The following is a 26,531-nucleotide window of genomic DNA, read 5'->3' as shown; positions in this document are numbered from 1 at the left end:
GGGGCCCGCGCGATCCGCCCGGCCGCCGTCAGGTGATCAGGTGACGGGCTGGTCGGACGCCAGCACGTCGTCGCGCTGGGCATCGCCCTCCAGCTCGGCATCGATCGCCTCGGCGAGCAGGCGGATCACGGGCCACGCGCCCTCCGAGCTGTTGCCGAGCACGCTGACCGTCGTGTGCGTCGCGGGGATGTGCGTGGTGCGGAAGGAGGCGCCGGCGTCGTAGCCCTCGAGCACGAGCGCAGGGCCGGTCGCGTGCAGGAAGAGCCCGAGCCCCGCGCGCAGATCCTCGTCCGGCACCTCGTGGCGCGGCTGCGTCATCGTCTCGACGCTCTCCTTCGACACGATGCGGCCGTCGAGCAGCGCGAGCCAGAAGCGGTGCAGGTCGCCAGCGGTCGTGAACGCGCCGCCGTCGCCGTTGCCGAGCACCGGCAGGTGCAGGGTGTTGGCGAGGTCGCCCTCCTCGTGCAGGTAGCCGACCGCGGCGTCCCCCGGCAGCGCGTTGAGCGGCAGGAAGCCGGTGCGCGCGAGACCCGCGGGCTCGAGCACGAGCCGCTGCACCGCATCCTGGTACCCCTCGCCCGTCGCGCGCTCGAGCACCACGGCCAGCACCATGTAGCCGCCGTTGCAGTAGGCGAAGCGCTCGCCCGGTGAGAATCGCTGCTCGTGGCCGTCGAGCATCGACAGGAAGGCCTCGGCGCGCGTCAGCGTGTGCACCGGCTCGGTCATGACGAAGTCGCCGATGTCGCCGAGCGTCTCCTCGTCGAGGTAGTCGCCGATGCCGGAGGTGTGGCCGAGCAGGTGCTCGATCGTGACCGCGTCATCGATGAGCGGCAGGTCGTCGCCGAGCAGCTCCCGCACCGGCTGGTCGAGCCGCAGCCTGCCCTCTTCGACGAGCCGCATGATCGCGAGCGCCGTGAACGCCTTGCTGCCGCTCGCGATCGCGATGCGGGTGTCGGCGGTCATGGGCGCCCGGAGCGCGCGGTGCCGATGGCCCTCGCAGCGCTCGAGCGTGCGCGCGGCCGCCACATCGATCGCGGCGACGCCGGTGAAGGCCTCCTCCGCGATGGCCTCGTCGAGCGCTCGGGTGTCCACGTGCATCATCGCCTCCGGGGTCTTCGACGGTGTCCCTCCTCGATGCTACGCGCGCAGCCGCGCTCACCGCGGGCGGTCGATGAGCGCGCCCGCCTGGATCGTCCAGCTGCGCGTGATGCCGATCCGCTCGAGGAACCCGACGTCGTGGCTCACGACCACCATCGCGCCCTCGAAGGCCGTCACGGCCTCCACCAGCCGGTCGATCGCGTCGAGGTCGAGCGAGTTCGTCGGCTCGTCGAGCAGCAGCAGCTGCGGCGCCGGGTCGGCGAGCAGCAGGCGCGCGAGCGCGAGCCTGCAGCGCTCGCCGCCCGAGAGCTCCCGCACGCGCTGCTCGGCGCGACGCCCGCGGAACAGGAATCGCGCGAGCTGCGCGCGCACCTCGCGCAGCTCGCGTCCCGGTGCGGTCTCGCGCACGGCGTCGATGAGCGTCGCATCCTCGTCGCCGAAGCGCACGCGCTGCGGCAGCAGGGCGGCGGTGCGGATGCGGTGGGTCACCGCCGCGACGGGCGCCGGCCGCGCCCCGGTCGCGTCGAACGTCGCGCTGCCGGACGAAGCGCTGCCGAACGACGCGACGGCACCCAGCAGCGTCGACTTGCCTGCGCCGTTCGCGCCGGTCAGCGCGATGCGTTCCGGCCCGCGAACGCGGATGGCCTCGCCAGCCGGGGTGCACAGCTCGAGCACCTCGCGCCCGGCCGGCACGCGGGTGTCGGGCAGCGCGATGCGGATCGCCCGGTCGTCGCGCAGCCGCTCCTCGGCAGCCTCGAGCGCTGCCCCCGCAGCCGCCTCCCGCCCCTCGTGCAGCGCCTTGGAGCGCGCGCTCGTGCCCTCCGCCTTCCGCTGCAGGCCGCCGGCCACGATCTTCGGGATGCCACCCGCGGCACCGGCGCGACGCCCGGCCGCCTCCGACCGAGCGCGCCGCTCGGCCGCAGCGATGCGCTGCCGCTGCTCGCGCCGCACCAGCTGCTCGGCGTCGCGCACGTCGCGCTCGGCCTCGCGCTGCTCGGCCTCGATCGCCGCGCGATAGGCCGAGTAGGGCCCGTCGAAGGTGCGCAGGCTCGCGCCACCCGCATCCGCTCGCCCACTGGCGTGCAGCTCGGCGATGCGGTCGACGCGCTCGAGCAGCTCGGTGTCGTGGCTGACCACGACGAGCGTGCCACGCCAGCCCTCCACTGCCGCGTGCAGGCGGCCGCGAGCGGATGCGTCGAGGTTGTTCGTGGGCTCGTCGAGCAGCGCGATGTCGGCGCGCTGCAGCCGGATGGCGGTCAGGCCCACGAGCACGGCCTCGCCGCCCGAGAGCGATGCGATGGGGCGGCGCAGCAGCTCGGTGTCGCCGACGAGGCCGAGGGCCGCGAGCTCGCCCAGTGCCTCCGCCTCCACGCCCCAGCGGTCGCCGACCTCGTCGAAGCGGGCGGGCGACGCGTCGCCAGCCTCGATGGCCTCGATCGCACCGAGCACGCGAGCGATGCCCAGCGCATCCGCCACCGTGCCGGGCCCGAGCGCGAGCTGCTGCGGCAGCGTCGCGACAGTGCCCTGCACGACGACGGCGCCGGAGGCGGGAGACAGCTCGCCCGCGATGAGGCGCAGCAGGGTCGACTTGCCGACGCCGTTGCGGCCGACGAGGCCGGTGCGGCCGTGGCCGAGGCTGCCGGTGAGGCCGTCGAGCACCGCGGTGCCGTCGGGCCAGGAGACGTGGACGCGCGTGAGCGCGATGGCGGGATGTGCCAAGAGGGATCCTCCGAGAGCGTGGGATGCGCTGACGGATCGATCGACCGTGCGTGTGCGGCCGGGTCAGCGCGTGGTCGCGGCTCCCGTGCGGTCGGTCATCTCTCGGTGCTCCTCGTGCAGGCGGCATCGACGCTGACACCATCGATGATTGCGGTGGCGACACTACGCCATGCTCGCGACGGCCGGCAAGGCCGCGCCCGCCTCAGCCGGTGGGCGCGGCGTCGCCGACGTGCGTGTGCATGCGCACGCCGTCGTCGTTGAAGATGCTGATCACCTGCGCGGGCTTGCCGCCGGCGGCGTGGATCGCGTGCGGGATGCGCGTGTCGAACTCGGCGGCCTCGCCGCGCGTCAGCACGAGATCCTGCTCGCCGAGCCGCAGGCGCAGGCGCCCGGAGAGGACGTACAGCCACTCGTAGCCGTCGTGGACCCGGAGCTCCGGCAGCTCGCGCAGCGGCGGGTAGGTGATCTTGTAGGTGTGCACCGCCGAGCCCTCGGGCGCGAGCGGCGCGATGACGAGGCCGTCGCGCCGGATCTCCGGGCGGCGCACGCGCGGGTCGGGCGGCTCGACGCTGATCAGGTCGTCGATGCGGATGCCGAGCTCGCGCGTGAGCGGCAGCAGCAGCTCGAGGCTCGCCTGGCGCTTGCCCGACTCCAGCCGCGACAGCGTGCTCGCGGACATGCCGGCTCGTGCCGCCAGGTCGTCGAGGGTCCAGCCCTTCTCGTGCCGCACCGCGCGCAGCCGCGGGCCCATCTGCTCCAGCGCCTCGCGCATCCCGCCTTCTCCTCCGTGCTCGTCGTGCGCTTGCCAATCCTGCAAGCGTGCTTGCGATTCTGTCACGCACCGAGATGCAATAGAGCCATGACCTCCTCTGACCCGGCCTCCGACTCCCTCACCGCTGCTGCACCCGCATGGGACGCCATCGTCGTCGGCGGCAGCGCCGCCGGCCTCTCCGCGGCGCTCATGCTCGGCCGCGCGCGCCGACGCGTGCTCGTGATCGACGCGGGGTCGCCGCGCAACCGCTTCGCCGCCGGCATGCACGGCGTGCTCGGCCACGAGGGCACGGCGCCCGCCGACCTCGTGGGCCGTGGCCGCGAGGAGCTCGCCGCCTACGGCGTCGAGGTGCGCGAGGGCAGCGTCGAGGGCGTGAGCGAGCTGGCTGCGGGCTCCCTCGGCCCGAGCGCTGCGAGCCCGGACGACGCGGATGCGCGCCTGTCGGTCGCGCTCCCTGGCGCGGCACCCGAGCGTGCGCGAGCGCTCATCGTGGCGACCGGCATCGCCGACGAGCTCCCGGCGATCCCGGGGCTCGCCGAGCGCTGGGGCACGAGCGTGCTGCACTGCCCCTACTGCCACGGCTGGGAGGTGCGCGGCGGGCGCATCGGCGTGATCGCCACCTCGCCGATGGCGCTCCACCAGGCGCGCCTGGTGCGGCAGTGGAGCGATCGGGTCGTGCTCTTCTCCGCGGCTGCCGGCGCGATCGACGCCGCCGACCAGCGGCGGCTGCGGTCGCGCGGCATCGAGCTGGAGGCCTCGCCGGTGGTCGAGGTGCTCGGTGAGGGCGAGGCGGTGACCGGCGTGCGCACGGCGGACGGGCGCGTCACCGCGCTCGACGCGATCTTCACCGCTGGCGCCCCGCGGCCGCACGACGGCTTCCTCGCCGAGCTGGGCCTCGCGCGCACCGAGCAGCCGTTCGGCCTTGGCTCCTTCGTCACCGTCGACCTCACCGGCAGGACGAGCCACGAGCGCATCTGGGCGGCCGGGAACGTCGTCAACCCGATGGCCAACGTGCCGATCGCGATGGCGGCAGGAGCGATGGCGGGGGCAGCGGCGAACGGCGCGCTCGTCGAGGCCGACTTCGATCTGGCGGAGCAGCGGGCGGCCCGCCTCGAGGCCGGGGCCGAGAGCGCTGGGGTGCGAGCGTGAGCGAGCGCGAGGCTGCCGCAGCCGCCGAGTTCTGGGAGGCGCGCTACGCCGACGCCGAGCGCATCTGGTCGGGCCGAGTCAACGCGGTGCTCGCCGACGTCGCTGGCGCGCTCACCCCCGGCCGGGCGCTCGACCTGGGCTGCGGCGAGGGCGGCGACGCCCTCTGGCTGGCGCAGCAGGGCTGGCGCGTGACCGGCGTCGACCTCTCCCCGACCGCGATCGAGCGCGCGCGTGCCGCGGCGGCCGCGGCGGGCCTCAGCCGCGATGCGCTGCGCTTCGAGGCGGCCGACCTCGCGACGTGGCAGTCGACGGAGGCGCACGAGCTGGTGAGCGCGTCGTTCCTGCAGTCGTGGCCGGTCGTGATCCCGCGGGAGGAGATCCTGCGCCGCGCGACCGACCTCGTCGCGCCCGGCGGGCACCTGCTCGTCGTCGCCCATGCCGGGGCGCCGTCGTGGGCCGACCCCGAGATGGCGCGCACGCACCCCTTCCCGACCCCCGAGGGCGATCTCGCCGCCCTGCGGCTCGACCGCGATGACTGGCACGTGCTCGCGTGCGAGCGCCGGGAGCGCTCGGTCACGGCGCCCGATGGCTCGGCCGCCACGCTCGACGACTCGGTGGTGCTGGTGCGCCGCGGACCGGCTCGATCCGGCACGATGGTGCCATGACCGCACCCGCGCCGCTCGACGTCACCTTCACCGCACCGATCGGCGTCGACGTGAAGGGCGAGCTGTGGTCCTGCGTCGAGGTGCCCGGCTCTGCCGAGCTCTTCGGCACCAAGCGCGCGGTGCGCGTCGACGCATCCGTGGACGGCATCGCGCTGGCGAACGTCGGGCTGCTGGTCACCGGCACCGGCGGCCACATGCTCTCCCTGAGCGCGAAGCTGCGGAAGCAGCTCGGCAAGGAGCTCGGCGACTCCGTGACGGTGCAGCTGGAGCGCCGCCTGACCTGACGCTCGCCCGCGCAGCCGCGGGAGTGCGCGCGGCTCAGCGCGGCTGCTCGGCCTCGGTGACGTCCGCGACCCGCGCGCCCAGGTGCGCGATCAGGGCGTCGCCGTCGAGCGTGGCGGCGACGCCGTGGGCGCCGGCGCCGATCGAGACGCGGTGGCCGCGCACGCGCTCGTCGGCGACGACGGGCAGCTGCCGCGTCGTGCCGAAGGGGGTGATCGTGCCGCGTTCGAAGCCCGTCACCGTGAGCGCCTCCGCAGCATCCGGCATCGAGAGGCGCGTGACGCCCAGCAGCTCGCGCAGCTTCGGCCACGAGATGGTGCGGTCACCGGGGACGAGCACGAGCAGGTGGTCGCCCTCCCCGCGACGGACGACCATCGTCTTGACGACGTCGGCGGGCGCCACGCCCCGCGCGGCCGCCGCCTCGGCGAGCGAGCCGACTCGGCCGTGGCGGGTCACCTCGTGCTCGAGGCCGGATGCGCTGAGCGCGTCGAGCGCAGGGTTCACGGCGTCGCGGTCGGTGTCAGCCATGCGGCCAGGCTACGCCGCGCGGCGCGTGCCCGCACGGCGCGGTGGGCGCAGCCGCGACCAGCGCCGCCACCAGGCCCTCCGCGCTCGGGTGCTTCGCGATGCCCGCGACCGGCAGGCCCGCCCGGCGGCAGTCCTCCGCGGTCTGCTCGCCGATCGCGACGATGCTCGTGCTGGCGGCGAGCCCGAGCCGCGCCACCTGCTTCGCCACCGACCCCGACGTCACGAGCACGGCATCGATCGGGGTCTCAGCGGGCTCGACGGCGGTCAGCACGCCCTCCTCGCCGTCCTGCCCGGCCGCGGTGACCTCCTCGCGGTGCCGCAGCGCATCCGCGTCGATCACCGGCATGACGCCGGTCTGCGCCGCCTCCAGCAGCTGCTCGGCCGAGCGGAAGATGGGGGTGGTGCGGTAGGCGACGACCTCGCTCAGCTGCATGCCGTGCTGGCGCAGGCCGTCGGCGATCGTCGGCTTCGCGTCGAGCGCGTGCGGCCAGAGCACGCGACCGGATCGGATCGGCCACTCGTCCACCAGACCAGCGGCCGACTGCTTCGTCGGGATGAACGCCACGGGCACGCCGCGCTCGCGCAGCGCCGCCGCGGTGACCGAGCCGACCGCGGCGACCGAGGTCGAGGCGGGCACGGGCGGCAGCACCCGCACGGTCGACTGGCTGGTGACGACGAGCCAGTCGAACCGGCCCTCGGCGAGCTGGTCGAGCATGAGCTGCAGCTGCTGCTGATCCTCAGCCGGCGCGAGCTGCACGAGCGGCAGGATCAGCGGCTCGTAGCCGGCGTCGGTGACGCGCCGGGCGACGTCGTCGCCCCAGCTGCCGCCGCGCGGGATCAGGACGCGCATGGGTCTCCTCGGTTCGTCTCGTGCGGGCAGCGAGCGGCTCAGCGGATGAGCTCGGCCGCGCCGGCGTCCATGAGCTCGGTCACGGCGCGGTCGGCGACGTCGCGCGCCGCCTCCGCGAGCTCCGCGGCCGAGGTGGCGTCGAGCGTGTAGGCGTGGGATGCGCCGAGCTTCCTCGACCCGTCGGGCGCGTAGGCGACGGCAGAGAGGAAGAGCATGCCGTCCGCGACCTCCGCGTGCGCGGCCAGCGGCGCCGCGCATCCGGCCTCGAGGCCCGCGAGCACGCGCCGTTCGGCATCGGTCGCGGCTCGCGTGGAGGCGTGGTCGGTCGCGGCCACGGCCGTGCGAGCCGCGGCGTCGCCCGACCGGACCTCGACCGCGAGCGCTCCCTGCCCTGGCGCGGTCGGGAAGTCGATCAGGTCGAGGATCTCGGTGGCGCTGGCCTCGAGGCCCAGCCGCTTGAGGCCCGCGAGCGCCAGCACCACCGCGTCGAGGTCGGCGCCCTCCCCCGTCTCGACGTCGCCGAGCGCGCGCGCGATGCGGGTGGGCACGTTGCCGCGGATGTCGACGATCTCGACATCGGGTCGCGCGAGCCGCAGCTGCGCGGCCCGCCGGGGTGAGCCGGTGCCGATCCTCGCGCCCTCGGGGAGGTCGGCGAAGGCGAGGCCGTCGCGGGCGATGAGCGCGTCGCGGGCATCCTCGCGCTTCGCGACCGCCGCCAGCTCGATGCCCTCGGCGGGCTTCGTCGGCAGATCCTTCATCGAGTGCACCGCGACGTCGACCGTGCCGTCGAGCAGCGCATCCCGCAGCGCCGAGACGAACACGCCCGTGCCGCCCAGCTGCTGCAGCGAGGAGCGGTCGACGTCGCCCTTCGTCGTGATCGGCACGAGCTCGACCTCGCCGGCGAAGCGCGCGGCGAGCGCCGAGCACTGCGCCATCGCGAGCGCCGAGCCCCGCGTGCCGACCTTCAGCGCCGTCACGGCTGCAGCCCGGCGATCGCCGGGCGGAAGCCGAGCCGCGGGTTCTCGCAGCAGCCGGGCCGGCAGACGTCGTACCAGGCGTGGATCGACGTGACGGCCTTCCGGTCCGCGACCGGCCGGCCCTCCAACCGCTCCTGCACCAGGTCGACGAGCGCCCCGACGTACCGCGGGTCGACGCCGGGCGTGGGGGCGCGGCGCACCCACAGGCCCGCCTCGGTGGCCGTCTCGATGGCCTCCTCGTCGAGATCCCACATGACCTCCATGTGGTCGCTGACGAAGCCCAGCGGCACGATCACGATCGCCGTGCGGCCGCCCTCGCTGCCCGCCTGCTTCGCGGCCGCTGCCAGCTCCTCGATCGCGTCGTTGATGTCGGGCTCGAGCCACGGCTGCGACGCGGGGCCGGAGCGCGACTGGTAGACGAGCTGCCAAGCCACGCCCGGCGCCGCCTGGGCCATGACCCACTCGGCCGCGGCGAGGTGCTGGCCCTCGTAGCCGCCGCCGGGGCCCCACTGGTGCAGGTCGGGCGCGCCGGAGCGCTCGGCGTCGGCGGTGGGGATGCTGTGGGTCGCGAAGAGCACCTCGATCTGGGCGTCGGCGACGCCGGCCGCCCGCGCCTCCTCGACCGTCGAGCGCACGCCGTCGACGAAGGTGCCGAGGAACCCGGGGTGGTTGAAGAACTGCCGCACCTTGTCGATCTGCATCGTCGCCTGCAGCCCCGTCGCCTCGAGGGCGTCGGCCCAGTCCTCGCGGTACTGCCGGCACGAGGAGTAGGAGGAGTAGGCGGAGGTGGGGATGGCGAGCAGCTTCGAGGCGCCGGCGGCGGCGGCCTCCTGCAGCGCCTCGTCGAGGTAGGGCGCCCAGTTGCGGTTGCCCCAGTAGACGGGCAGGTCGATGCCCGCCTCGGCGAGCGCGGCCTCGAACACGGCCTTGAGGTCGCGGTTCTGCTGGTTGATCGGGCTGACGCCGCCGAAGTGGCGGTAGTGCGTCGAGACCTCCTCGAGCCGCTCGTCGGGGATGCCGCGGCCGCGGGTCACGTTGCGGAGGAACGGGATGACGTCGTCCTGCCCCTCTGGCCCGCCGAAGCCCGACAGCAGGATGCCGTCGTAGGCGACCGGCTCCTCCACGTGCTCGGGGCCGGCCTGCGCGGCGGGCGTCGCGCTCGGCACCGCGGCGCCGGGCTCGATGTGCACGCCGGTCGCGGCGGGCGCCTTGGTCTCTCGGCGCGCCTGCTGCTCCTGCGCCTGCTGCTGCTGCGCCTGCAGCTGCAGCGACTCCGAGCCAGCGCTCGTCGCGGGCTCCTGCGCCTGGCCGCCACCGCAGCATCCGCCGCCGCAGCATCCGCCCGCGGGCTGCTGCACCTGCTCCATCGACTCGCTCACGCGAGCACCTCCTCGATCTCGTCGGCCGCGATCCGGCGGCCAGTGAAGAATGGGGTCTCCTCGCGCACGTGCATGCGGGCGTCGACCGCCCGCAGGTCGCGCATCATGTCGACGAGCTCGGTGAGCTCGTCTGCCTCGAGCGGGAGGATCCACTCGTAGTCGCCGAGCGCGAACGCCGCGACCGTGTTGGCGATCACGCCCGGGTACGCCGACCCGGCGCGGCCGTGCTCGGCGAGCATCCGACCGCGCTCCTCGGCGGGCAGCAGGTACCAGTCGTAGGAGCGGTCGAAGGGGTAGACGCTCACCCAGCGCTTGGGCTCGACGTCGCGCAGGAAGCCGGGCACGTGCCGCTTGTTGAACTCGGCGTCGCGGTGCACGCCCATGGCGCCCCACACCTGCGCGGTGCCGGCCAGCTCTCGCGAGCGGCGCACGCGGCGCACGGCCGACTGCAGCGCCTCGGGCGGCGTGCGCGCGCCCTTCGCGCCGTGCAGCCAGACGAGCACGTCGGCGTCGGCGCGCATGGCCGACACGTCGTAGATGCCTCGCGCGACGACGCCCTCGGCGGCCAGCTCGTCGAGCACCTCCGCGAGCGGCGCGCGGCCGTCGTCGGCGACCGTGCTGCCGGTGCTGCCGGTGCTGCCGGTGCTGCGCCGGAAGACGGCCCAGATCGTGTAGCCGTCGCCGATCTCGACCTGGGGGCTCTGCTCGCTCATGCCTCTCCTCGTCCTGCTGCTGGGGTGGTGTCGGATGCGTCGGCCGGCTCGGCCGCGCCGGGTTCGGGCTCGGCGGGCACGATGTCGGCCGTCCAGGGCGTGCCCTGCACCGCGAAGCGCTCGCGCCGGATCTCCAGCGCCGTCCTGCGCGCGTCGGGCACGACCTGCGCGAGACCCGTGCCTGCGACGGCGGCGCCGACGACGAAGAGGTTGTCGCGCTCGGCCGCCGCCTCGCGCAGCTCCTGCTGCCGGCGGCGCGCTCCGACGGCGCTCGCGGGCTGGCCCTGCCGCCAGCGCACGCGGGCGCTGGCGACCGGCTGCGGCAGCGCGGTGCCGAAGATCGCACGGGCGTCGTCGAGGGCGAGCGCCGCGGCCGCCGCGTCGTCGAGCTGCTCGGTCGCGGGCTCCGCGGTGCCGGAGCCGTAGGAGAGCCGCACGATCTCGTGACCACCGGCAGCCTCGCGCAGCCACGGCCACTTCGCGGTCGCGTGCGTCATCGCCTTCGCGCGCACGCGGGAGTTGTCGGCGGCGACGAGCACGCCGGTGCCGCGCGGGTCGCCGGTGATGGCGCCGGGCGGGAGGACGAGCGTCACGAGCTCGACGGCGGGGCTGCGAGTCGCCGTGGTCCGCGGCTCCGTCGGGTCCGTCGGCTCCGTCGGGTCCGTCGGCTCCGTCGGCTCCGTCGGCTCCGAGACGAGCAGGGCGCGCGCCGCCGCCTCGGGGAGCGCGACGACCAGCGAGGACGCGTGGAGCGTGCCCGCATCCGTCTCGACCGACCAGCCGGTCGCGGTGTCGGTCGCGCTCAGCACGCGCACGCCCGTGCGGATCAGGGCGTGGTGCTCCCGCGCGCGCTCGGCGAGGCGCTCCGGCAGCTGGTGCATGCCGCCGCGCAGACCCTGGACGGCGCTGCCGGGCGTGGCGCCGCCGTCACCGCCCGCGGCCTTCGCTCGCTCCTCGAGCACGAGGGCGACGCCGCCGGAGAGCGAGCCGGCGCGCGTGACCCCGCCGTTCAGCCCCGGCGCGACGATCGCGACGTCGAGCACCTCGGGATCGGCCGAGTAGACGCCGCCCGCGAGCGGCGCGACCAGGCGGTCGAGCACCTTCTGCCCCATGCGGCGGCGCACGAGCGGGCCGAGCGCGTCATCGGTGCCGATGCGCAGCACGGGCATCAGCCGGTCGAGGTAGGCGCGCAGCGCACCGCCCCAGCCGAGCGCGTCGATCACATCGCGCGCGAGCGGCGTCGAGGGGATGCCGAGCAGGGTGCGCTTCGGCAGCGGCACCGCCCGGTCGGCGAGCTGCAGCCACGCACCGGCCGGGCTGGGGTCGACGACCGCGTCGCCGAGGCCCAGCTCGGTCGCGAGCTCGGCGACCGCGCCGCCCCGCACCGCGAACGACTCGGCGCCGGCGTCGATCGCGAGCGCTGCGCGCCCTGCGCCGGCGGTGCTCGCGCCGACGCCCGGCAGCTCCAGCTTCGCGGCGGTGCCGCCGATCCGGTCGGCGGCCTCGAGCACGAGCACGCGGTAGCCGCGCGCGGCGAGGTCGTGCGCGATCGTCAGCCCGGCGATGCCCGCGCCGGCCACGATCGTGTCGAAGCGCGTGCGCTCGTCGGGCGCCGCGGCATCCGCCCCCGCATCGGTCGCGGGAGCGCCGGTCGGCGCGGCGGCGCTGTGGTCGGTCACCGCTCGTGCACCGCCTGCACGATGCGCGTCAGCACCGCGGGGTCGGCGCTCGGCGGCACGCCGTGGCCGAGGTTGAACACGTGCGCCCGGGCGACGGAGCCGGCCATCAGCACGTGGTCGATCGCGGCCTCCACGATCTCCCACGGCGCGCCGAGCACTGCCGGGTCGAGGTTGCCCTGCACGGTCAGGTCGCTGCCGATGCGCTCGAGCGCCGTGTCGAGCGGGACGCGCCAGTCGACCCCGATGGCGTCGACGTCGAGATCCATGGCGCCGTAGAGCTCGCCCGCGCCGACGCCGAAGTGCACGAGCGGCACCCGGGCGCCGGAGGCGTCGGTCAGGTCGCGCACGCGGTCCAGCGCGATGCGCGAGGCCGGGGCGACGTGCTGCTGGTACTGGTCGAGCGGCAGCGAGCCGGCCCACGAGTCGAACAGCTGCGCGGCGCTCGCGCCCTCCTCCACCTGCGCGCGCAGGAAGCGGCCGGTGACGTCGGCGGCCCAGCGGGTGAGCCGATCCCAGGCCTCGGGGTGCGAGCGCATGAGCGTGCGCGCCTCGAGGTGATCCTTCGAGGGGCGGCCGGCGACCAGGTAGGCCGCGAGCGTGAAGGGGGCGCCGGCGAACCCGATCAGCGGGGTCGAGCCGTCGCCGATCTCGGCGAGCCCGGCGACGGTCTGGCGCACGCCCTCGCGCACCGGCTCGAGCGCTGCGTCGAGCATCGCCGGGTCGTTCGCGACCAGTCGCGCGACGTCGTCGGGCGTGCGGATGGGATGGGCGACGACCGGACCGACGCCGGGCTCGATCTTCACGTCGACGCCGGCGAGGCGCAGCGGCACCATGATGTCGCTGAAGAAGATCGCGGCGTCGACGCCGTGGCGCCGCACGGGCTGGAGCGTGATCTCGCTCGCGAGCTCCGGCACCAGGCAGGTGTCGATCATGTCCCGCGCCGGCCCGTCGGTGCGGGCTCGCAGCTCGCGGTACTCGGGCAGCGAGCGCCCCGCCTGGCGCATGAACCAGACCGGCGTCACCTCCGGGCGGTCGCCGCGGTAGGCCCGCACGAGCCGGGAGGCGCCGGTGCGGGTGGTGAGCGGGTGGTCTGGGGCGAGCGCGGGCATCCCCTCCATCATCCCACCTTCCCCTATGGAACGGCTCCTCTGGACGGGGCTCTCGGGCGCGGTGCTGCAGACTCGACATGCCTCATAGGCATGTACGCTGGCGCGATGCAGTTCGTGATCCTCGGGATGCTGCTCGGCGGCCCCCTCTCGCTCTACGACGTGCAGCGGCACTTCGAGCGGATCGTGTCGCTCTTCTACAGCGCGAGCGCCGGCAGCATCCAGCGCGCGCTGCGCCAGCTGGCCGCCGACGGCCGCGTCGTCGTCGACGCAGCGGCCGTCGCCGCGCGGGGTCGCAAGCCCTACCGCATCACCGACGCGGGCCGCGAGGCATGGAGGGAGTGGATGCTGACGCCGCCGACGGGCTCGGAGCTGGAGACCGCGATGCTCGCCCGCGTCTTCTTCCTCGGGCGGCTGGAGGCGCCGGAGGATCGGCTGCGCGTCATCGACGGCATCCTGATGCGGCTCCGCGCGGAGGACGATCGACTGGCCTCGCTGGCCGGCACCATGCCGTCGGCGGCGAGTCCCGAGGCGCTGCTCGACCCCCTGCTCCGGCCGCAGCTCGCGACGCTCGAGTACGGGCGCCGATCGCTCGCGCTGGCGCTCGACTGGGTGTCCGAGCTCGCCGAGGCGGAGGGCACGCGATGAGCGTCGCGGCAGCCGTCGTGGCCTCGATCGTGCTGGCGGGCCTCGCCGGGCTGCAGGTGCTCGCCGCCGCTGGCCGGCCCGTCGGCCGGTTCGTCTGGGGAGGGCAGCACCGCGTCCTGCCGCGCGCGCTGCGCATCGGCAGCGCGGTCTCGATCGTGCTCTACGCCGCGTTCGCCGCGGTGCTGCTCAGCCGCGCAGGTGCCCTGCCCGGCGGCGGCGCCCCGTTCGTCGAGGTCGCGACCTGGGTGCTGGTCGCCTACTTCGGGATCGGCATCGTCATGAACGCCATCTCCCGCAGCCGCGCGGAGCGCGCCGCGATGACCCCTGCGTGCGCCGTGCTCGCGGTGGCCGCGCTCGTGGTCGCTCTCGGGCCGTGACCCGGGCGCCGACGGCTCAGCCCTCGGGCGGCGCCTCGCGCTGCTCGATGCGCCGCACCTGCACGCGCACCGCGGCGTCGCTCCAGTCCTCCGGCAGCGCGGCGCGCACGGCACCGGCCACGGCGGCGGCGACCGCGCGGGAGTCATCGGCCTCGGTGACGCCGACGCTCACCCCGACGCGACGCGGCAGCAGCGTGACGTGCGCGAGCACGCTCGAGGGCGCCGCCCTGCCGGCTGCGGTCGGCACGGCGCGATAGGCCCGGGCCACGCCGGGCAGCGCGGCCACCGCCGCGTCCACGAGCTCTGCCACGCGCTGGGGGCTCTCAGGCATCGGCGGCCCCTGCCTCGAAGACGTCGTCGATGACGACGTCGAGCTGCTGCACGGGCGCCGGCGCGTGCGCCGCGAGCGCCGTGCGGATCCGCGCCCGCACCTCGTCGGCCCGCTCGCGCATGGGAGCGCCGAAGCGGACGCCGATCGTGACGCGCACCTGCAGCGCCTGCTGCTCGTCGAACCGCAGGTCCACGCTGCCGACGAGCACGCCGTCGACCTCGTCGCCCGCGCGGCGGGCGAGCTCGCGCAGCGCGCCCTCGGTGACGGTCGTCTCGGTGCGGTCGTCGATGGTCTCGAGCGGCAGGTCGCGGCCGGCGCGCACCTCGTCCCGGACGACCGCGAGCACGCGATCGACCCAGCCGGCCTCGACGGCGTGCGACTCGTCGACGGCGAGCGCGCGCGTGAGCCGCGACATCCGCTCCATCGACGCCAGCATCGCCTGGCACTCAGGATCCTGCTCGATGGCCGCGATCTGCGGCGACCGGCCCGCGTCGAAGTAGGCGGACAGCTCCTCGAGCGTCCGGCCGGATCCTCCGATCGTGTCGTCCATCGTCACCTCCACTCTGCCATCCCCGCCAGCACCGCGCCGCGAGCGCGTGCCAGGCGCCCGCGCACGGTGGCGGCGCTGATGTCGAGCCGCTCGGCGATCTCGTCGTAGGAGAGCTCGGCCATCTCTCGCAGCAGCCACACCTCGCGCTGGTCCTGCGGCAGGGCCGCGAGCACGTCGCCCAGCGCCCGCGTCGCGGCACGGCCCTCGGCCACGGCCTCCGTGGCCGGCGCGCCAGAGGCGACCTCGGCATCCGGCAGCGGCTGCACATCGCGCCGCGCCCGGGTGCGCAGCACGTCGGTCGCCCGATGCGCGACGGAGGTCGCGAGCCACGATCGGATGCGCGCGGGGTCGCGCAGCTCGTCGAGGCGGCGCCACCCGGCGATCAGCGCCTCCTGCACCACGTCGTCGGCATCGCTCGAGCCGCCCAGGTAGCGGGTCGCGAAGGCGACGAGGAACGGCGAGTGCCGTCGGATGAGCACGCCGTAGGCCCGCTCGTCGCCGTCCTTCGCGCGCTGCGCGAGGAGGGCGTCGGGCGCAGAGTCCAGCTGCGTCGTCATCGTTCGGGATCGTACGCCCTCGCCGCGGTGAGCGAGGCGCGGCACGCATGGACGACCAGCTCCCAATCCGTCCCAGGCGCACCGTCGAACGGATCTGTGACGAATCCCGCGCTCGTGCCGTCTCAGGTGCAGAGGGGCGGATCCGCCCCACCACGAATCGGAGGACATCATGAGCAGCACCACCCCCGCCAAGCCCAGCACCACCGGCAGCACCGGCAGCACCGGGCTCGACCGCACGGGCCTGCAGGGCAAGGGCACCGACACCACGGGCATCCACGGCACCACCGTGGTCGTCGACCCCGTGGTCGCCAAGATCGCCGGCATCGCAGCCCGCGAGGTGCCGGGCGTGCACGCGCTCGGCGGCGGCGCGGCCCGCGTCGTCGGCGCGGTGCGCGACGCCATCGGCCAGAGCGACCTCGGCCAGGGCGTGCGCGTCGAGGTCGGCGAGCACCAGGTGGCCGCCGACGTCACGATCGTCGTGGCCTACCCCGAGCAGCTGCACGTCGTCGCAGAGAACGTGCGACAGGCCGTCGGCGCCGCCATCGTCGAGCTCATCGGCATGGAGGTCGCAGAGGTCAACGTCACCGTCTCCGACGTGCACATCGCGGGCGACGACGACGAGCCCGAGGGGCAGCGCGTCGCATGAGCGCCATCGCCTTCGGCGCCTTCGCCGGCATCGCGCTGGCCGCGCTCGCACTCGCCTTCGGAGCCGGCGGCTTCTTCCTGGGGCTCGCCCTCGCCGCGCTCGGCGCCCTCGTGGGCGCCATCGCGACGCGACGGATCGACCTCCGCGCCGCGGTCTCGGCCGCCAGGGGCAGGAGCGTCGGGTGACCGACGTGCCCGGTGCCGTGACCATCGCCCCCCGCGCGCTGCGCGCCACCGTGCGCGCAGCCGCGGCGGAGGCGTTCGGCGCCCGCTCCGACGACGTGCGGGCCGACGTGCTCGAGCGCGGTCGCACCCTCGACCTCAGGATCGCCACGCCCATCCGGCTCGGCACCGGCACCGTGCAGGCGGCGGCCGAGCGCTCGCGCGAGCAGCTGCTCGAGCGGGCCGGCGCCCTCACCGGTGCCCAGCTCGGCCGATGCGAGATCCGCATCACCCGATGCGAGCCGCCCGCTCGGCCACGAGTCCGCTGACCACTGCGACTCCAGGAAGGACACGACATGACTCCGCACACGGAGGGCAGCACCGCTGATGCCCGCGCCCTGCGCCGCCTCACGCGACGCGAGCTCCACCGCTCGCGCTCGCTCACGGCGAGCGTGGCGCTGTGGGTCACGGCGCTCGTCGTCGCGGCGATCGCCACGATGCTCGTGCTCGAGCGCACGGGCACCACGATCCCCGGCCTCGCACTGCCCGGCAGCGCCGAGATCGCGACGCTCGCGGGCGGCGCGGGCGCGGTCGGGATCGCCATCGGCGCCGCAGCGGCGGTGCTCGGCGCGTGCATGCTCGTCGCCGCGCTGACGCCGGCGCGCCGCCGCCGGCACGCGCTGCAGCGGCCGGGCATCGCGATGCTCGCCGATGACGCGCTGCTGGCCAGCGCCATCTCCCGCGCCGCATCGCGCGGCTCGCACCTGCCCCTCGACCGCGCCAGCACCTCGCTCGGCCGTGCCGTCGCGACAGTGGCGCTGCGGCCGCAGAGCGGCTTCACGAGCGACGCCCCCGCGGCCGACGCCGCCGTGCGCGCCCTCGTCGATGCGCTGCGACCGACCCCGGGCCTGCGCGTCGTCGTCCGAGAGGAGCGCAGCGCATGAGCGGCTCCTCCCGCACCCTCAACCGGGCGATCCTGATCGTCCTGGGCCTCGCGTGGCTCGCGGCCGGCGCACTGGTGCTGCTGTGGCACCTGCAGGCCGAGGCGGTGGCCACGGCCCTCGCGCCGCTCGCAGGGCCCGCAGCCGGGCTCGACTGGCCCATCGTCGCGGCCATCGCCGCGGTCGCGCTGCTCCTCATCGCCGTGCTGCACGCAGCGACCCGTGGTCGCGGCCGCAGCGACGATGCGCTGGTCGCCGGGCCGATCACGCTCGACAAGCACGCCGTGCGCGACGTCTTCCGCGACGAGCTCGGGCAGCACCCCGACCTGCTCGACGTGGAGGTCCAGCCCTGGCGGGCTCGCGGTCGCGACGCCTGGCACGTCACCCTGCGCGTCCGGCGCGGCGCCCGGCTCGACGAGCTCGCCGACCGGGCTGCAGCAGCCGCCGACGCCACCCGGGCGCAGCTGGGTGCCGCGGCACCCATCCTCATCCACCTCAGTGGCGGTCTGCGAGCAGCCGTCACGCACGCTCGACGGGCCGAGTGACCCGTCGCCCTGCGGCGCATCCGCGCCGCAGTCACCGCGCGTCGAACCGCGCACCCATCGAAGGAGGCCCCCGTGGGCATGGACGACAAGATCCGCAACAAGGCTGAAGAGCTCGGCGGCAAGGCGAAGGAGGCGTTCGGCGCCGCGACCGGCAACGAGCGCCTCGAGGCCGAGGGCAAGACCGAGCAGGCTGCGGCGAACGCCAAGCAGGCCGGCGAGAACGTGAAGGATGCGGCCAAGGACGCGTTCGGCAAGTGAGCCCACGGAGCGGCCCCGTCGACCATCGGCGGGGCCGCTCCGCTCGTTCGCGGCCAGCGGATGCGGTGCGTCCGACGGCAGAGTGGGGGACGGTAGGATGGTGCAGTGCTGATCTGCCTCACGGCGAGTCACAAGAACGCCGACTTCACCGCTCTCGAGACTCTGTCGACGGCAGACGCAGGCCAGCTCCCCACCGCCTTCGCCGCGCATCCCGCCGTGGACGGCGCCGTCGTCATCTCGACCTGCAACCGCTTCGAGGTCTACCTGGACGTGCAGACCGACAAGGATGCGGCGGAGGCCGCCGGCATCGCGCAGACGGCGGCAGCGGATGCGCTCGGCTTCCACCACCCCGAGGCCCTCGAGCCGCTCACCGACGTGCGCGCCGCCGAGCACCTCTTCTCGGTCGCCGCAGGCCTCGAGTCGGTCGTGATCGGCGAGGGCGAGATCGCGGGGCAGGTGCGCCGCGCGCTCTCCTCCGCCCAGGAGGCCGGCACGACGAGCCCGCACCTCGAGCGCCTCTTCCAGCGCGCCTCGGAGACCCAGCGCGGCATCAAGAACCGCACCGGCATCGGCGAGGCGGGCCGCTCGATCGTGCGCCTCGCGCTCGATCTGGCGAGCGCGCGCGTCGACTTCGCCGAGGCCCGCGTGCTGCTGGTCGGCACCGGACGCTTCGCCGGCGTCTCGCTCGCCGAGCTGCGCCGCCGCGGCGCGACGGGCGTCGAGGTCTGGAGCCCCTCCGGGCGCGGCAACGGGTTCGCCCGCAGCCACGCCATCGGCCACGTCGACGGGCGCGACGCGGCCCTGGCGGCTGCGACCGCCGACGTGATCGTCACCTGCACGAGCGCCGACGGCTTCGTGGTCGACGCCGCGCTGCTGGCCGCCGGTCGGCAGCAGCTCGCGGCGACCCACGCGTTCCCCGGCTCCGCCAACCGCGACCACGAGGCATCCGGCTGCCCCATGCGCCTCGTCGGCTCGGGCGCCTCGGCAGGAGCGCCGACGACCAGCACCGCGACGCTCAGCAGCGCGACGAGCGCGACGCCGCCCCTCAGCTGCCCCGTGCACGCCGGCGGTGCGACGGCGGTGGCCGAGTGCCCCGTCGAGCACGGGCGCGCCGCGCAGCTCGTCATCGACATGGGCATGCCCCGCAACGTCGACCCCGACGTGGCGACCGTGCACGGCGTCGAGGTGCTCGACCTGGAGACCATCCGCCTGCATGCTCCGCTCGAGCACCTGACGGCGACCGAGGATGCCCGCGACCTCGTGCGCAAGGCGGCGCGACGCTTCGAGCGAGGCACGGCCGAGCGCCAGGTGGGGCCGGCGATCACGGCGCTCCGGCAGCACGTCGAGGACGCCATGGAGGCCGAGCTCGAGCGCATCGCCAAGCGCAGCACCGAGGCCGAGCGCAAGGCGGCCGAGCAGGCGCTGCGCCACTTCGCCGGCGTGCTGCTGCACAAGCCCACCGTGCGCGCGCGAGAGCTCGCCGCCGAGGGCCGCCACGACGACTTCCTCTCTGCCATCGACGCGCTCTACGGCATCGACGACGTCGCCTAGGCGCGGTGCCACTGCGTGACCGAGCCCCTCGAATCCGGCGGAGAGCCCACCACCGGCGCGCACGGCATCCTGCCGCCGGCCGGCGCACGGCTGCCCGGAGAGGGCGCTGCATCCGCGGCTGACCCCGCGGGGGCTCCCACGGGCGGCAGCACGAGCGCGGGCGAGCCGCTCCGGCGGCGCCGCTTCGTCGACCTGGCCCCGCTGCGATCCTCGCCGGCGTTCGCGCGGCTGTGGATCGGCAACGCCATCAGCGGCATCGGCGCGCAGATGACCATCGTGGCCGTCGGCCTGCAGATCTTCGACATGACGCAGAGCACCATGATGGTCGCGCTCGTCGGCGGGGTCGCCCTGCTGCCGATGGTGGTCGCGGGCCTCTGGGGCGGCATGCTCGCCGACGCCTTCGACCGGCGGCTGGTGCTCATGGTCTCGAGCCTCACCGGCTGGGCGGCCGTGCTGGGGCTCGTCGCGCTCTCCACCTGGGATGCGATGCTCATCGACGCCGGCGAGCGCGCGCTCGTCTGGCCCTTCTACGTGCTCACGACGATCAACACCGTCGCGCACACCATCTCCGGGGCGACCCGCAGCGCTGTCACCCCGCGCATCCTGCCCGCGCACCTCATCTCCCGCGCGGCGGCGCTCAACGGCATCGCGATGGGCATCATGCTCACCGTCGGTCCTGCTGCCGCCGGCGTGCTCGTGGCGAGCGTGGGCCTGCCAATCACCTTCGCGATCGACGCGGTGCTCTTCACCGCGGGCTTCCTCGGCATCATCGGGCTGCCGAAGCTGCCGCCGCTCGGCGCGGTCGTGCGCCCAGGCCTCGCGTCGCTGCTCGACGGCGTCGCGTTCCTGCGTCGCGCGCCCAACATCCGCATGTCCTTCATCGTCGACATCATCGCGATGACCTTCGGCCGGCCGTTCGCGCTGCTGCCCGCGGTGGGTGCGGTCGCGATCGGCGGCGGCCCCGTCACCGTCGGCGTGCTCACGGCCGCTGCGGCGATCGGCACGCTGCTCGCGAGCGTCTTCTCCGGTCCGGTGGCGCACGTGCACCGCCACGGCGTCGCCGTGTCGCGCTCGATCATGCTGTACGGCTGCTTCGTCGCGCTGCTGGGCGCGGTGATCCTGGCGATGGCGATGGGATGGGGCGGCGAGGTCGGCCCGGAGTGGCCCGACGTGTCGTGGGTCGCGCTGGGGGTGGCGGCGGTCGCGTTCGCCGGCATGGGCGCGAGCGACGAGATCAGCGCCATCTTCCGCTCGACGATGATGCTGACGGCAGCGCCCGATGACATGCGGGGCCGCACGCAAGGCCTCTTCATGGTCGTCGTCGCGGGCGGGCCGCGCATCGGCGACCTCTACGCCGGCGCCGCTGCGACCCTCATCGCGCTGTGGGCGCCGCCCCTGTTCGGCGGGGTCGTCATCATCGTGCTGCTCGCCGTCGTGACGCGAGCGCAGCGCTCGTTCCTCGCCTACGACGCTCGCACTCCGACGCCCTGAGGCGATGCCGAGCAGAGCGCTGCGACCCTGCGCTCGAGCCTGAGCAAACTAAAAGATAAGACTTGCTCACTCTTGGGCAGGCTGCGCAGGTGCAGGACTAGCGTTTGGTGCGCCACCCGCAAAAGAACGGATCCGTCATGTCTTCAGAGCGCGCGAGGAGTGCAGTGCGACAGCCCCTCCTCTCGACGGAGAACGTCGCCCTCGCTGCCCCGACCCAGGTCTGGTCAGCGCAGGACGGCGGCATGAGCGCGCCCTCGCACGGCGTCTTCCACGGGGACTGGCGCTACGTCTCCGGCATCGAGCTGCTGGTCGACGGCCTCCGGGTCGAGCCGCTCGCCGCCACCGACGAGCTCGCCGGCACCGTCTTCCGCGCCGTCGCGCTCGACCCGCTCACGCGGCGCCGCCGCCCTCGCCTCGCCGTGGAGCAGCTGCGTCAGGCGCACTCCGGCGGCATGGTCGAGCGCGCGACGATCGTCAACGGCGGCGAGGACGCCATCGACGCCCTGGTGGAGATCGTCTGCCACGTCGCCTTCGCCCCGACCACCTCGGTCGAGGCGGGCTCGCCCGAGGAGGCCGACGTGGTGCTCGAGCTCGTGGGAGGCGAGGCGGTCGTGACCGACGGCTCCCGCGTGCTGCGGGTGCGCAGCACGGGCGGCGACGTGCGGGTCGACGGCCACCGCGTGGTCGTCTCGCAGCGAGCGCGCATCGCACCCGAGGACTGGCTGAGCATCACGCTCGAGATCGAGGTGGACGACCCCTCCCTCGCGTTCCACGGATCCGTCGACGCCGCCCTCGACGAGCCGGTGCTGACGGGCAGGGCTGCGCTCGACCGCTGGTCCGAGCGAGCGACCGTCGACCTCGAGCACCTGCTGCTCGACGCGGGCCACGGGCCGTTCCCCGCTGCCGGCGCACCGTGGCACATGACGCTGGTGGCGCGCGACGCGCTGATCGCGAGCCGGCTGCTGCTGCCGCTCGGCACGGAGGTCGCCGAGGGCACCCTGCGCACGCTCGCCGCGCGACAGGGCGTGCTGCACGACCCCGTGACCCGCGAGGAGCCGGGCCGCATCCTGCACGAGATCCGTCAGGGCGCGACCCAGGCGCCCCGACCCGGCGTCGAGCCGCCCCCCGTCTTCGCGGGCGCGTTCGACGCGACACCGCTCTGGATCGTGCTGCTGCACGACGCCTGGCGGGCCGGCCTGCCGCTGGAGGTCGTGCGCGAGCTGCGCACCGCGCTGCATGCCGCGCTCGGGTGGATGCAGTCGCACACCGTCGACGGGCTCGTCACGAGCCCCGACGAGCACTGCCTCGGCGTCACCGCCAAGGATGCCGACGACGAGGATCAGTGCCAGCGCATCGACGGCGACCGCCGGGGCATCGCGATGGCGCAGATGCAGGGGCTCGCGTGCCGCGCGGCCGTGGGCGCGGCCGAGCTGCTCGACGCGCTCGGCGATGACGGCGAGCCGTGGCGCGGGTGGGCGCAGCGGATGCGCGAGCGCTTCCGCGCAGACTTCTGGGTGAAGGGCGAGCAGACGCGGTTCCCCGCGATGGCGCTCGACGCGGACGGCATCCGGCTGCCGACGCTCGTGAGCGACATCGGGCACCTGGTCGGCACGACGCTGCTCGACGCCCAGGAGGAGGCCGAGGTCGCGCAGCTGCTGCTCGACGAGCGGCTCTCCTCGGGCTTCGGGCTGCGCACGATGGCGAACGACGCCGAGCAGTACTGGCCCCTCGCGCAGCACTGCGGCGCCGTCTGGCCGCACGACACCGCCATCGCGATCGAGGGACTGCTGCGAGCGGGTCTCACGACCGCCGCAGAGCAGCTCGCCGTCCAGCTCGAACGGGCGGCCGAGGCCTTCGACGGTCGGATGCCGGAGGCCTACTCGGGCTCCGGCACCGACGAGACCGACATCCCGGTGCCGCTGCCGGGCGTGCGGGCGCCGCAGGCGTGGTCCGCTGCAGCGGTCGTGCCCGTGCTGCGTGCCGTCACCGAGGCCGCGGCCTCGCGAGCGCCGATGGCCGAGCGCCACCTCGCGGCCGTGTCGACGCTGAGCCGGCGTCGGGACGACCACGACGCCGACCGCAGCGAGGGCGGCGAGTCGGGGGCGGCCTCGCGGTCGGGCTCGCGCTCGGGGTCGAGCGCGCGCGAGCCCGTGGAGATCAACGCGAGCGGCAGGGGCTCCGCGGGGTCGCAGCACCCCCCGCACCTGCACCTCGTGCCGCCGCTGCCCGAGGACTGAGGCCGCGACCGGCGCACGACCGCTAGCCCTTCTCGGCGCCCTCGGTCGTCGCCATGATGCGCCTCTGGAAGATGAAGAACACCACGGCGACCGGGATCGTCATGAGCACCGCCGCTGCGAGCTTCAGCGGGAACTGCGTGCCAGAGCCCAGCTGACCGGAGACGAGCGAGCCGACGCCGGTCGTGAGCGTGTGCAGCTCTGGGCTCTGCCTCGAGATCACGAAGTGCGCGAACTCGTTCCACGACCCCTGGAACGACAGGATCGTGAGCGTGATGAGCGCCGGCGTCGCCATCGGCAGCGTCACCGACCAGAAGGTGCGGAAGACGCCAGCTCCGTCGATGCGCGCCGCCTCCTCGATCGATGCGGGGATCGAGTCGAAGAACTGCTTCATGATGAAGATGCCCGCAGCATCGGCCAGCAGCGGGATGATCATGCCCGCGTAGCTGTCGTAGAGCCCGAGCTCCTTGATCACGAGGAACCGCGGGATCATCAGCACGACGCTCGGCACCGCCAGCACAGCGATGAACAGCGCGAAGATCGCGCTCCTGCCACGGAACCGCAGCCGCGAGAGCGCGTAGGCGGCGAGCGAGTCGAAGAACACCCGGAAGACGGTCACGACGACCGTGATGAACACCGAGTTCGCCGCCCAGAGCGGCAGGTCGGTGCCGGTGAACAGGCGCTCGTACGCGGCGAACGTGAACGTCTCGGGGATGAGGCGCATCGGATCGCCGTTCGCCTCGGCATCCGTCTTGAACGAGCTGCTGATCGCGATCACGAAGGGGTAGATGTACAGCATCGCCAGCACGACGAGGATGACGTAGCCCGCGACCAGACCACCGCTGATCCGCTCCCTCATGTGAGCCCTCCGCCCGTCGTGCTCTGCGGCCCGGCCTGCAGCCGCACCGCGCCCTCCGCCATCAGTCCCGCCTCGCGGTCGTCGCGCTCGCGCCTGCGGCGCCGCTCGCGCTTCGTGCCCATGCCGCTCGCATCCCGCTCGCCGAGCACCCAGCGCTGGAGGAGCGTCATCGCGATGATGATGAGGAACAGCACGAACGCGATCGCCGCTGCGATGCCGGGCTCGTTGTTCTCGAACGCCTGGTTGAAGGCGAGGTACGCAGGGCTCGTCAACGTGGGCGCCGCCGGCGTGCCGCGCGTGAGGTACACCTGGTCGAAGACCTGCCACGTGCCGATCAGGCCGAGCGTGAGTACGGTGAACAGGGTCGGCTTGAGCATGGGCAGCGTGACCGAGAAGAAGGTGCGGATCGGTCCGGCGCCGTCCATCACCGCAGCCTCCCCGACCTCGGCGCCGATGTTCTGCAACCCGGCCAGGAAGAGCAGCATGAAGGTGCCGGAGGTCGTGAAGATCGCCATGATGATCAGCACGCACTGGGCCACCGACGGCCCGGCCACCCACTCCCAGCCGGAGACCCCGAGGAACCCCGGCGCGTCCCAGCCGGCGGGCGGGCCGTCGACCCCCGCGAGCCCGAGCACGATCTGGAAGACGCCGCGCGGGTCTGCGAACCAGTTCGGGCCGTTGATGCTGAGCCAGCCGAGCACGCGGTTCACGACGCCCGTCGCGCCGAAGAGGAAGAGGAAGACGCCCGTGATCGCGATCGACGAGGTCACCGACGGGAAGTAGAAGGCGGTGCGGAAGAAGCCCTTCGCCCTCAGCAGGCGACGGTTGACCTGCACGGCGAGGAAGAGCGCGAGCGCGGTCTGCAGCGGGACGACGAGCAGCACGTAGAAGACGTTGTTGCGGATCGAGCGGCCGAAGAGCTCGCGGGTGAGGGAGTCGTCCGTGGTGATCGCGGCGTAGTTCTCGAGCCCGACCACGTCGACGCTGTCGTTGAACAGCGGCGAGTTCCGGCCGTTCCAGTCGGTGAACGACACCCAGAGCGCCAGAGCGATCGGCGCGATCAGGAAGACGCCGATGATCAGGATCGCCGGCAGCGTGAAGAGCCAGCCGGCGATCGCCTCGCCGCCGCGCTGCGTCTGGCGCCGCGCGCTCCGGCGCCGCGTGGGCGGCGCCGGAGCTGCGGTCGTGGTGCTCATGTCGTCCGTGCCCGGCTGCGTCAACCCTGCGAGGCCTCGTAGGCGGCCTCGAGCTGCGTCTGCACCTGGTCGAGGACGGCCTGCGCATCACCGCCCTGCAGCGTGGTGATCGCGTTGTTGAACTCGCCCACCACGTCCGCTGCGCCGGAGAACGCGACGGGGCTCACGGCATAGTCGGCTCCGGCGACGAACGCCTCGTTCTCCGGGTAGGTCTCGGCATAGGTGGCTGCCGCCGACTCCGTGGAGGGGATCACGCCGAACGCCTCGGAGAACTCGAGCTGCTGCGCGTCGCTCGTGAGGAAGGCGACCAGCTCCTGCGCGCTGTCGACGGAGTCCTGACCCTCCGGGATGCCCCAGCAGTTCGAGAACGTGAAGGTGCCCTGCCCAGCCGGCCCGGCCGGCAGCTCGACGACCTGGAACTCGACGTCCGGGAAGTCGTTCTCGAGCGCGCCGCGGATCCACGGGCCCTCGATCACCATCGCCGCCGAGCCGTTGCCGAACGCCTCGCCGCCCCAGCCTGCACCCAGGTCGGCCGGCCACTGCAGCGCGCCCGCCTCGAGCAGCCCCTGCACGTACTCGAGCGCCTCGAGGTTCTCGGGCGAGCTCGCCGTCACCGCCTCGCCGTCCATGAGGCCGCCACCGGCCTGCTCCATGAAGACGCCGAGGCGCGCGTACTCCGCACCCATCGACAGGCCGACGGTGTCGCCGCTCGTGAGCGTCTCGGCCGCGGACTGCAGCGACGCCCAGTCGGTGGGGATGTCGGCCTCCGTCAGACCCGCGTCCGCCCACAGCTGCGTGTTGATGACGAGTCCGAGGGTCGAGAAGTCCTTCGGCGCGCAGACGAACTCGCCGTCGAAGGAGAAGGCATCGACCAGGGCGGGGTAGAACGCGTCGGCGCCCTCGAGGTTCGCGGCGTAGGGCTCGAGGAAGCCGTCGCTCGCGTAGGTCTGGAACTGATCCCAGCCCATGTAGAAGACGTCGGGTGCCGTGTCGCCCGCGAAGCCCTGCGCGAGCTCCTGGTTGAGGTCGGATGCGGCGATCACCTCGACCTCGACGCCGGACTCGGCGCTCCAGGCGTCGGCCGCCGCCTGGACGGCCGCCGTCTCCGCGTCGCCCGAGGAGCCGATGAGCATGGTCAGCGGCTCGCCCCCGGACGCTCCGGAGCCCGGTTCGCCGGAGGCGTCGGGGGCGCCGCCGCCCGAGCAGGATGCCAGGGCGAGAGCGAGCGCACCGGCGAGGGCGACGCTGCCCAGCTTGCTGTGTCGCATG

At 74.3% G+C, this 26,531-nt stretch carries 30 protein-coding genes; 14 read left to right on the top strand and 16 right to left on the bottom strand.

What is annotated here, in order from left to right:
* Positions 1 to 36 precede the first annotated feature (36 nt).
* From AA0Z99_RS12170 to AA0Z99_RS12160, 3 genes are all read right to left on the bottom strand, one after another.
* Positions 37 to 1,098: a serine hydrolase domain-containing protein gene (locus tag AA0Z99_RS12170; protein WP_413320861.1), complete on the bottom strand. Its 1,062-nt coding sequence runs from the start codon at positions 1,096 to 1,098 to the stop codon at positions 37 to 39.
* 57 nt (positions 1,099 to 1,155) lie between these two features.
* Entirely contained in the window at positions 1,156 to 2,817 is a 1,662-nt protein-coding gene (locus tag AA0Z99_RS12165) for an ATP-binding cassette domain-containing protein (RefSeq protein WP_413317723.1), read from the bottom strand.
* A gap of 202 nt (positions 2,818 to 3,019) precedes the next feature.
* On the bottom strand, positions 3,020 to 3,589 hold the full coding sequence (locus tag AA0Z99_RS12160; RefSeq protein ID WP_413317721.1) for a helix-turn-helix domain-containing protein: 570 nt from the start codon (positions 3,587 to 3,589) through the stop codon (positions 3,020 to 3,022).
* Between the two features lie 87 nt (positions 3,590 to 3,676).
* Between AA0Z99_RS12160 and AA0Z99_RS12155 the strand changes: the two genes are divergently transcribed.
* Genes AA0Z99_RS12155 through AA0Z99_RS12145 form a run of 3 tightly spaced genes read left to right on the top strand, consistent with a single transcriptional unit; the run spans position 3,677 to position 5,687 of the window.
* Positions 3,677 to 4,738 (top strand): NAD(P)/FAD-dependent oxidoreductase, encoded by a 1,062-nt coding sequence (locus AA0Z99_RS12155; RefSeq protein ID WP_413317719.1) that lies wholly within the window; start codon positions 3,677 to 3,679, stop codon positions 4,736 to 4,738.
* Entirely contained in the window at positions 4,735 to 5,403 is a 669-nt protein-coding gene (locus AA0Z99_RS12150; protein ID WP_413317717.1) for a class I SAM-dependent methyltransferase, read from the top strand. The genes AA0Z99_RS12155 and AA0Z99_RS12150 overlap by 4 nt, the downstream gene beginning before the upstream one ends.
* Entirely contained in the window at positions 5,400 to 5,687 is a 288-nt protein-coding gene (locus AA0Z99_RS12145) for a DUF1905 domain-containing protein (protein ID WP_413317715.1), read from the top strand. The genes AA0Z99_RS12150 and AA0Z99_RS12145 overlap by 4 nt, the downstream gene beginning before the upstream one ends.
* Before the next feature lie 34 nt (positions 5,688 to 5,721).
* On the opposite strand, the gene AA0Z99_RS12140 is transcribed toward AA0Z99_RS12145, so the two are convergent.
* From AA0Z99_RS12140 to hemE, 7 genes are read right to left on the bottom strand one after another with little or no spacing between them, the layout of a single operon-like run.
* Positions 5,722 to 6,213: an aminoacyl-tRNA deacylase gene (locus tag AA0Z99_RS12140; RefSeq protein WP_413317713.1), complete on the bottom strand. Its 492-nt coding sequence runs from the start codon at positions 6,211 to 6,213 to the stop codon at positions 5,722 to 5,724.
* Positions 6,206 to 7,063, bottom strand: coding sequence for a uroporphyrinogen-III synthase (locus AA0Z99_RS12135; RefSeq protein WP_413317711.1), 858 nt, complete (start codon positions 7,061 to 7,063; stop codon positions 6,206 to 6,208). Before AA0Z99_RS12135 ends, AA0Z99_RS12140 begins: the two co-directional genes overlap by 8 nt.
* 38 nt (positions 7,064 to 7,101) lie before the next feature.
* Complete coding sequence (gene hemC, locus AA0Z99_RS12130; protein WP_413317709.1) at positions 7,102 to 8,040, bottom strand: hydroxymethylbilane synthase; 939 nt, start codon at positions 8,038 to 8,040, stop codon at positions 7,102 to 7,104.
* Positions 8,037 to 9,419, bottom strand: a complete 1,383-nt coding sequence (locus tag AA0Z99_RS12125; protein WP_413317707.1) for a ferrochelatase — start codon at positions 9,417 to 9,419, stop codon at positions 8,037 to 8,039. Before AA0Z99_RS12125 ends, hemC begins: the two co-directional genes overlap by 4 nt.
* Positions 9,416 to 10,132 (bottom strand): hydrogen peroxide-dependent heme synthase, encoded by a 717-nt coding sequence (hemQ, locus tag AA0Z99_RS12120; RefSeq protein ID WP_413317705.1) that lies wholly within the window; start codon positions 10,130 to 10,132, stop codon positions 9,416 to 9,418. Before hemQ ends, AA0Z99_RS12125 begins: the two co-directional genes overlap by 4 nt.
* The gene (hemG, locus tag AA0Z99_RS12115) at positions 10,129 to 11,811 is read right to left on the bottom strand and encodes a protoporphyrinogen oxidase (protein WP_413317704.1); all 1,683 of its coding nucleotides are present in this window, start codon (positions 11,809 to 11,811) and stop codon (positions 10,129 to 10,131) included. Before hemG ends, hemQ begins: the two co-directional genes overlap by 4 nt.
* On the bottom strand, positions 11,808 to 12,920 hold the full coding sequence (gene hemE / locus AA0Z99_RS12110) for a uroporphyrinogen decarboxylase (RefSeq protein WP_413317702.1): 1,113 nt from the start codon (positions 12,918 to 12,920) through the stop codon (positions 11,808 to 11,810). Before hemE ends, hemG begins: the two co-directional genes overlap by 4 nt.
* Positions 12,921 to 13,025: 105 nt before the next feature.
* Between hemE and AA0Z99_RS12105 the strand changes: the two genes are divergently transcribed.
* Together AA0Z99_RS12105 and AA0Z99_RS12100 are read left to right on the top strand one after the other, a co-directional pair.
* The gene (locus AA0Z99_RS12105) at positions 13,026 to 13,565 is read left to right on the top strand and encodes a PadR family transcriptional regulator (RefSeq protein WP_413317700.1); all 540 of its coding nucleotides are present in this window, start codon (positions 13,026 to 13,028) and stop codon (positions 13,563 to 13,565) included.
* The gene (locus tag AA0Z99_RS12100) at positions 13,562 to 13,942 is read left to right on the top strand and encodes a hypothetical protein (protein WP_413317698.1); all 381 of its coding nucleotides are present in this window, start codon (positions 13,562 to 13,564) and stop codon (positions 13,940 to 13,942) included. The genes AA0Z99_RS12105 and AA0Z99_RS12100 overlap by 4 nt, the downstream gene beginning before the upstream one ends.
* 16 nt (positions 13,943 to 13,958) lie before the next feature.
* Here AA0Z99_RS12100 and AA0Z99_RS12095 read toward each other — a convergent pair whose 3' ends face one another.
* The 3 genes from AA0Z99_RS12095 to AA0Z99_RS12085 are packed head-to-tail and all read right to left on the bottom strand — an operon-like array spanning position 13,959 to position 15,380.
* On the bottom strand, positions 13,959 to 14,273 hold the full coding sequence (locus tag AA0Z99_RS12095) for a hypothetical protein (RefSeq protein ID WP_413317696.1): 315 nt from the start codon (positions 14,271 to 14,273) through the stop codon (positions 13,959 to 13,961).
* A complete protein-coding gene (locus AA0Z99_RS12090; RefSeq protein WP_413317694.1) occupies positions 14,266 to 14,823 on the bottom strand; it encodes a hypothetical protein in 558 nt (185 codons plus the stop codon). Before AA0Z99_RS12090 ends, AA0Z99_RS12095 begins: the two co-directional genes overlap by 8 nt.
* 2 nt (positions 14,824 to 14,825) lie before the next feature.
* Positions 14,826 to 15,380, bottom strand: a complete 555-nt coding sequence (locus tag AA0Z99_RS12085) for an RNA polymerase sigma factor (protein ID WP_413317692.1) — start codon at positions 15,378 to 15,380, stop codon at positions 14,826 to 14,828.
* 169 nt (positions 15,381 to 15,549) lie between these two features.
* On the opposite strand from AA0Z99_RS12085, the gene AA0Z99_RS12080 reads away from it, so the two are divergent.
* From AA0Z99_RS12080 to AA0Z99_RS12040, 9 genes are all read left to right on the top strand, one after another.
* Entirely contained in the window at positions 15,550 to 16,026 is a 477-nt protein-coding gene (locus AA0Z99_RS12080; protein WP_413317690.1) for an Asp23/Gls24 family envelope stress response protein, read from the top strand.
* Positions 16,023 to 16,211 carry a hypothetical protein gene (locus AA0Z99_RS12075; RefSeq protein WP_413317688.1) on the top strand — a complete coding sequence of 63 codons (189 nt, stop codon included), beginning with the start codon at positions 16,023 to 16,025 and terminating at the stop codon, positions 16,209 to 16,211. Before AA0Z99_RS12080 ends, AA0Z99_RS12075 begins: the two co-directional genes overlap by 4 nt.
* Positions 16,208 to 16,516, top strand: coding sequence for a hypothetical protein (locus AA0Z99_RS12070; RefSeq protein ID WP_413317686.1), 309 nt, complete (start codon positions 16,208 to 16,210; stop codon positions 16,514 to 16,516). The genes AA0Z99_RS12075 and AA0Z99_RS12070 overlap by 4 nt, the downstream gene beginning before the upstream one ends.
* A gap of 27 nt (positions 16,517 to 16,543) precedes the next feature.
* Entirely contained in the window at positions 16,544 to 17,131 is a 588-nt protein-coding gene (locus tag AA0Z99_RS12065) for a hypothetical protein (protein ID WP_413317684.1), read from the top strand.
* Positions 17,128 to 17,673 (top strand): hypothetical protein, encoded by a 546-nt coding sequence (locus AA0Z99_RS12060; protein WP_413317682.1) that lies wholly within the window; start codon positions 17,128 to 17,130, stop codon positions 17,671 to 17,673. Before AA0Z99_RS12065 ends, AA0Z99_RS12060 begins: the two co-directional genes overlap by 4 nt.
* 72 nt (positions 17,674 to 17,745) lie before the next feature.
* The gene (locus tag AA0Z99_RS12055) at positions 17,746 to 17,931 is read left to right on the top strand and encodes a CsbD family protein (RefSeq protein WP_413317680.1); all 186 of its coding nucleotides are present in this window, start codon (positions 17,746 to 17,748) and stop codon (positions 17,929 to 17,931) included.
* A gap of 105 nt (positions 17,932 to 18,036) precedes the next feature.
* A complete protein-coding gene (locus AA0Z99_RS12050) occupies positions 18,037 to 19,482 on the top strand; it encodes a glutamyl-tRNA reductase (RefSeq protein ID WP_413317678.1) in 1,446 nt (481 codons plus the stop codon).
* A 15-nt stretch (positions 19,483 to 19,497) separates the two neighbouring features.
* Positions 19,498 to 20,973, top strand: a complete 1,476-nt coding sequence (locus AA0Z99_RS12045; protein ID WP_413317676.1) for an MFS transporter — start codon at positions 19,498 to 19,500, stop codon at positions 20,971 to 20,973.
* Positions 20,974 to 21,137: 164 nt separating this feature from the next.
* A complete protein-coding gene (locus AA0Z99_RS12040; RefSeq protein WP_413317674.1) occupies positions 21,138 to 23,210 on the top strand; it encodes a glycogen debranching N-terminal domain-containing protein in 2,073 nt (690 codons plus the stop codon).
* 22 nt (positions 23,211 to 23,232) lie between these two features.
* Here the strand turns inward: AA0Z99_RS12040 and AA0Z99_RS12035 are convergent, their stop codons facing one another.
* The 3 genes from AA0Z99_RS12035 to AA0Z99_RS12025 are packed head-to-tail and all read right to left on the bottom strand — an operon-like array spanning position 23,233 to position 26,530.
* On the bottom strand, positions 23,233 to 24,066 hold the full coding sequence (locus tag AA0Z99_RS12035; protein WP_413317672.1) for a carbohydrate ABC transporter permease: 834 nt from the start codon (positions 24,064 to 24,066) through the stop codon (positions 23,233 to 23,235).
* Positions 24,063 to 25,262 (bottom strand): carbohydrate ABC transporter permease, encoded by a 1,200-nt coding sequence (locus AA0Z99_RS12030; protein WP_413317670.1) that lies wholly within the window; start codon positions 25,260 to 25,262, stop codon positions 24,063 to 24,065. The genes AA0Z99_RS12035 and AA0Z99_RS12030 overlap by 4 nt, the downstream gene beginning before the upstream one ends.
* A 20-nt stretch (positions 25,263 to 25,282) precedes the next feature.
* On the bottom strand, positions 25,283 to 26,530 hold the full coding sequence (locus AA0Z99_RS12025; RefSeq protein ID WP_413317669.1) for an extracellular solute-binding protein: 1,248 nt from the start codon (positions 26,528 to 26,530) through the stop codon (positions 25,283 to 25,285).
* Position 26,531: the final 1 nt, after the last annotated feature.

The sequence above is a fragment of the Agrococcus phoenicis genome, assembly GCF_047302415.1.
GTDB lineage: Bacteria > Actinomycetota > Actinomycetes > Actinomycetales > Microbacteriaceae > Agrococcus.
This window is presented reverse-complemented; position numbering and strand designations above follow the sequence as displayed.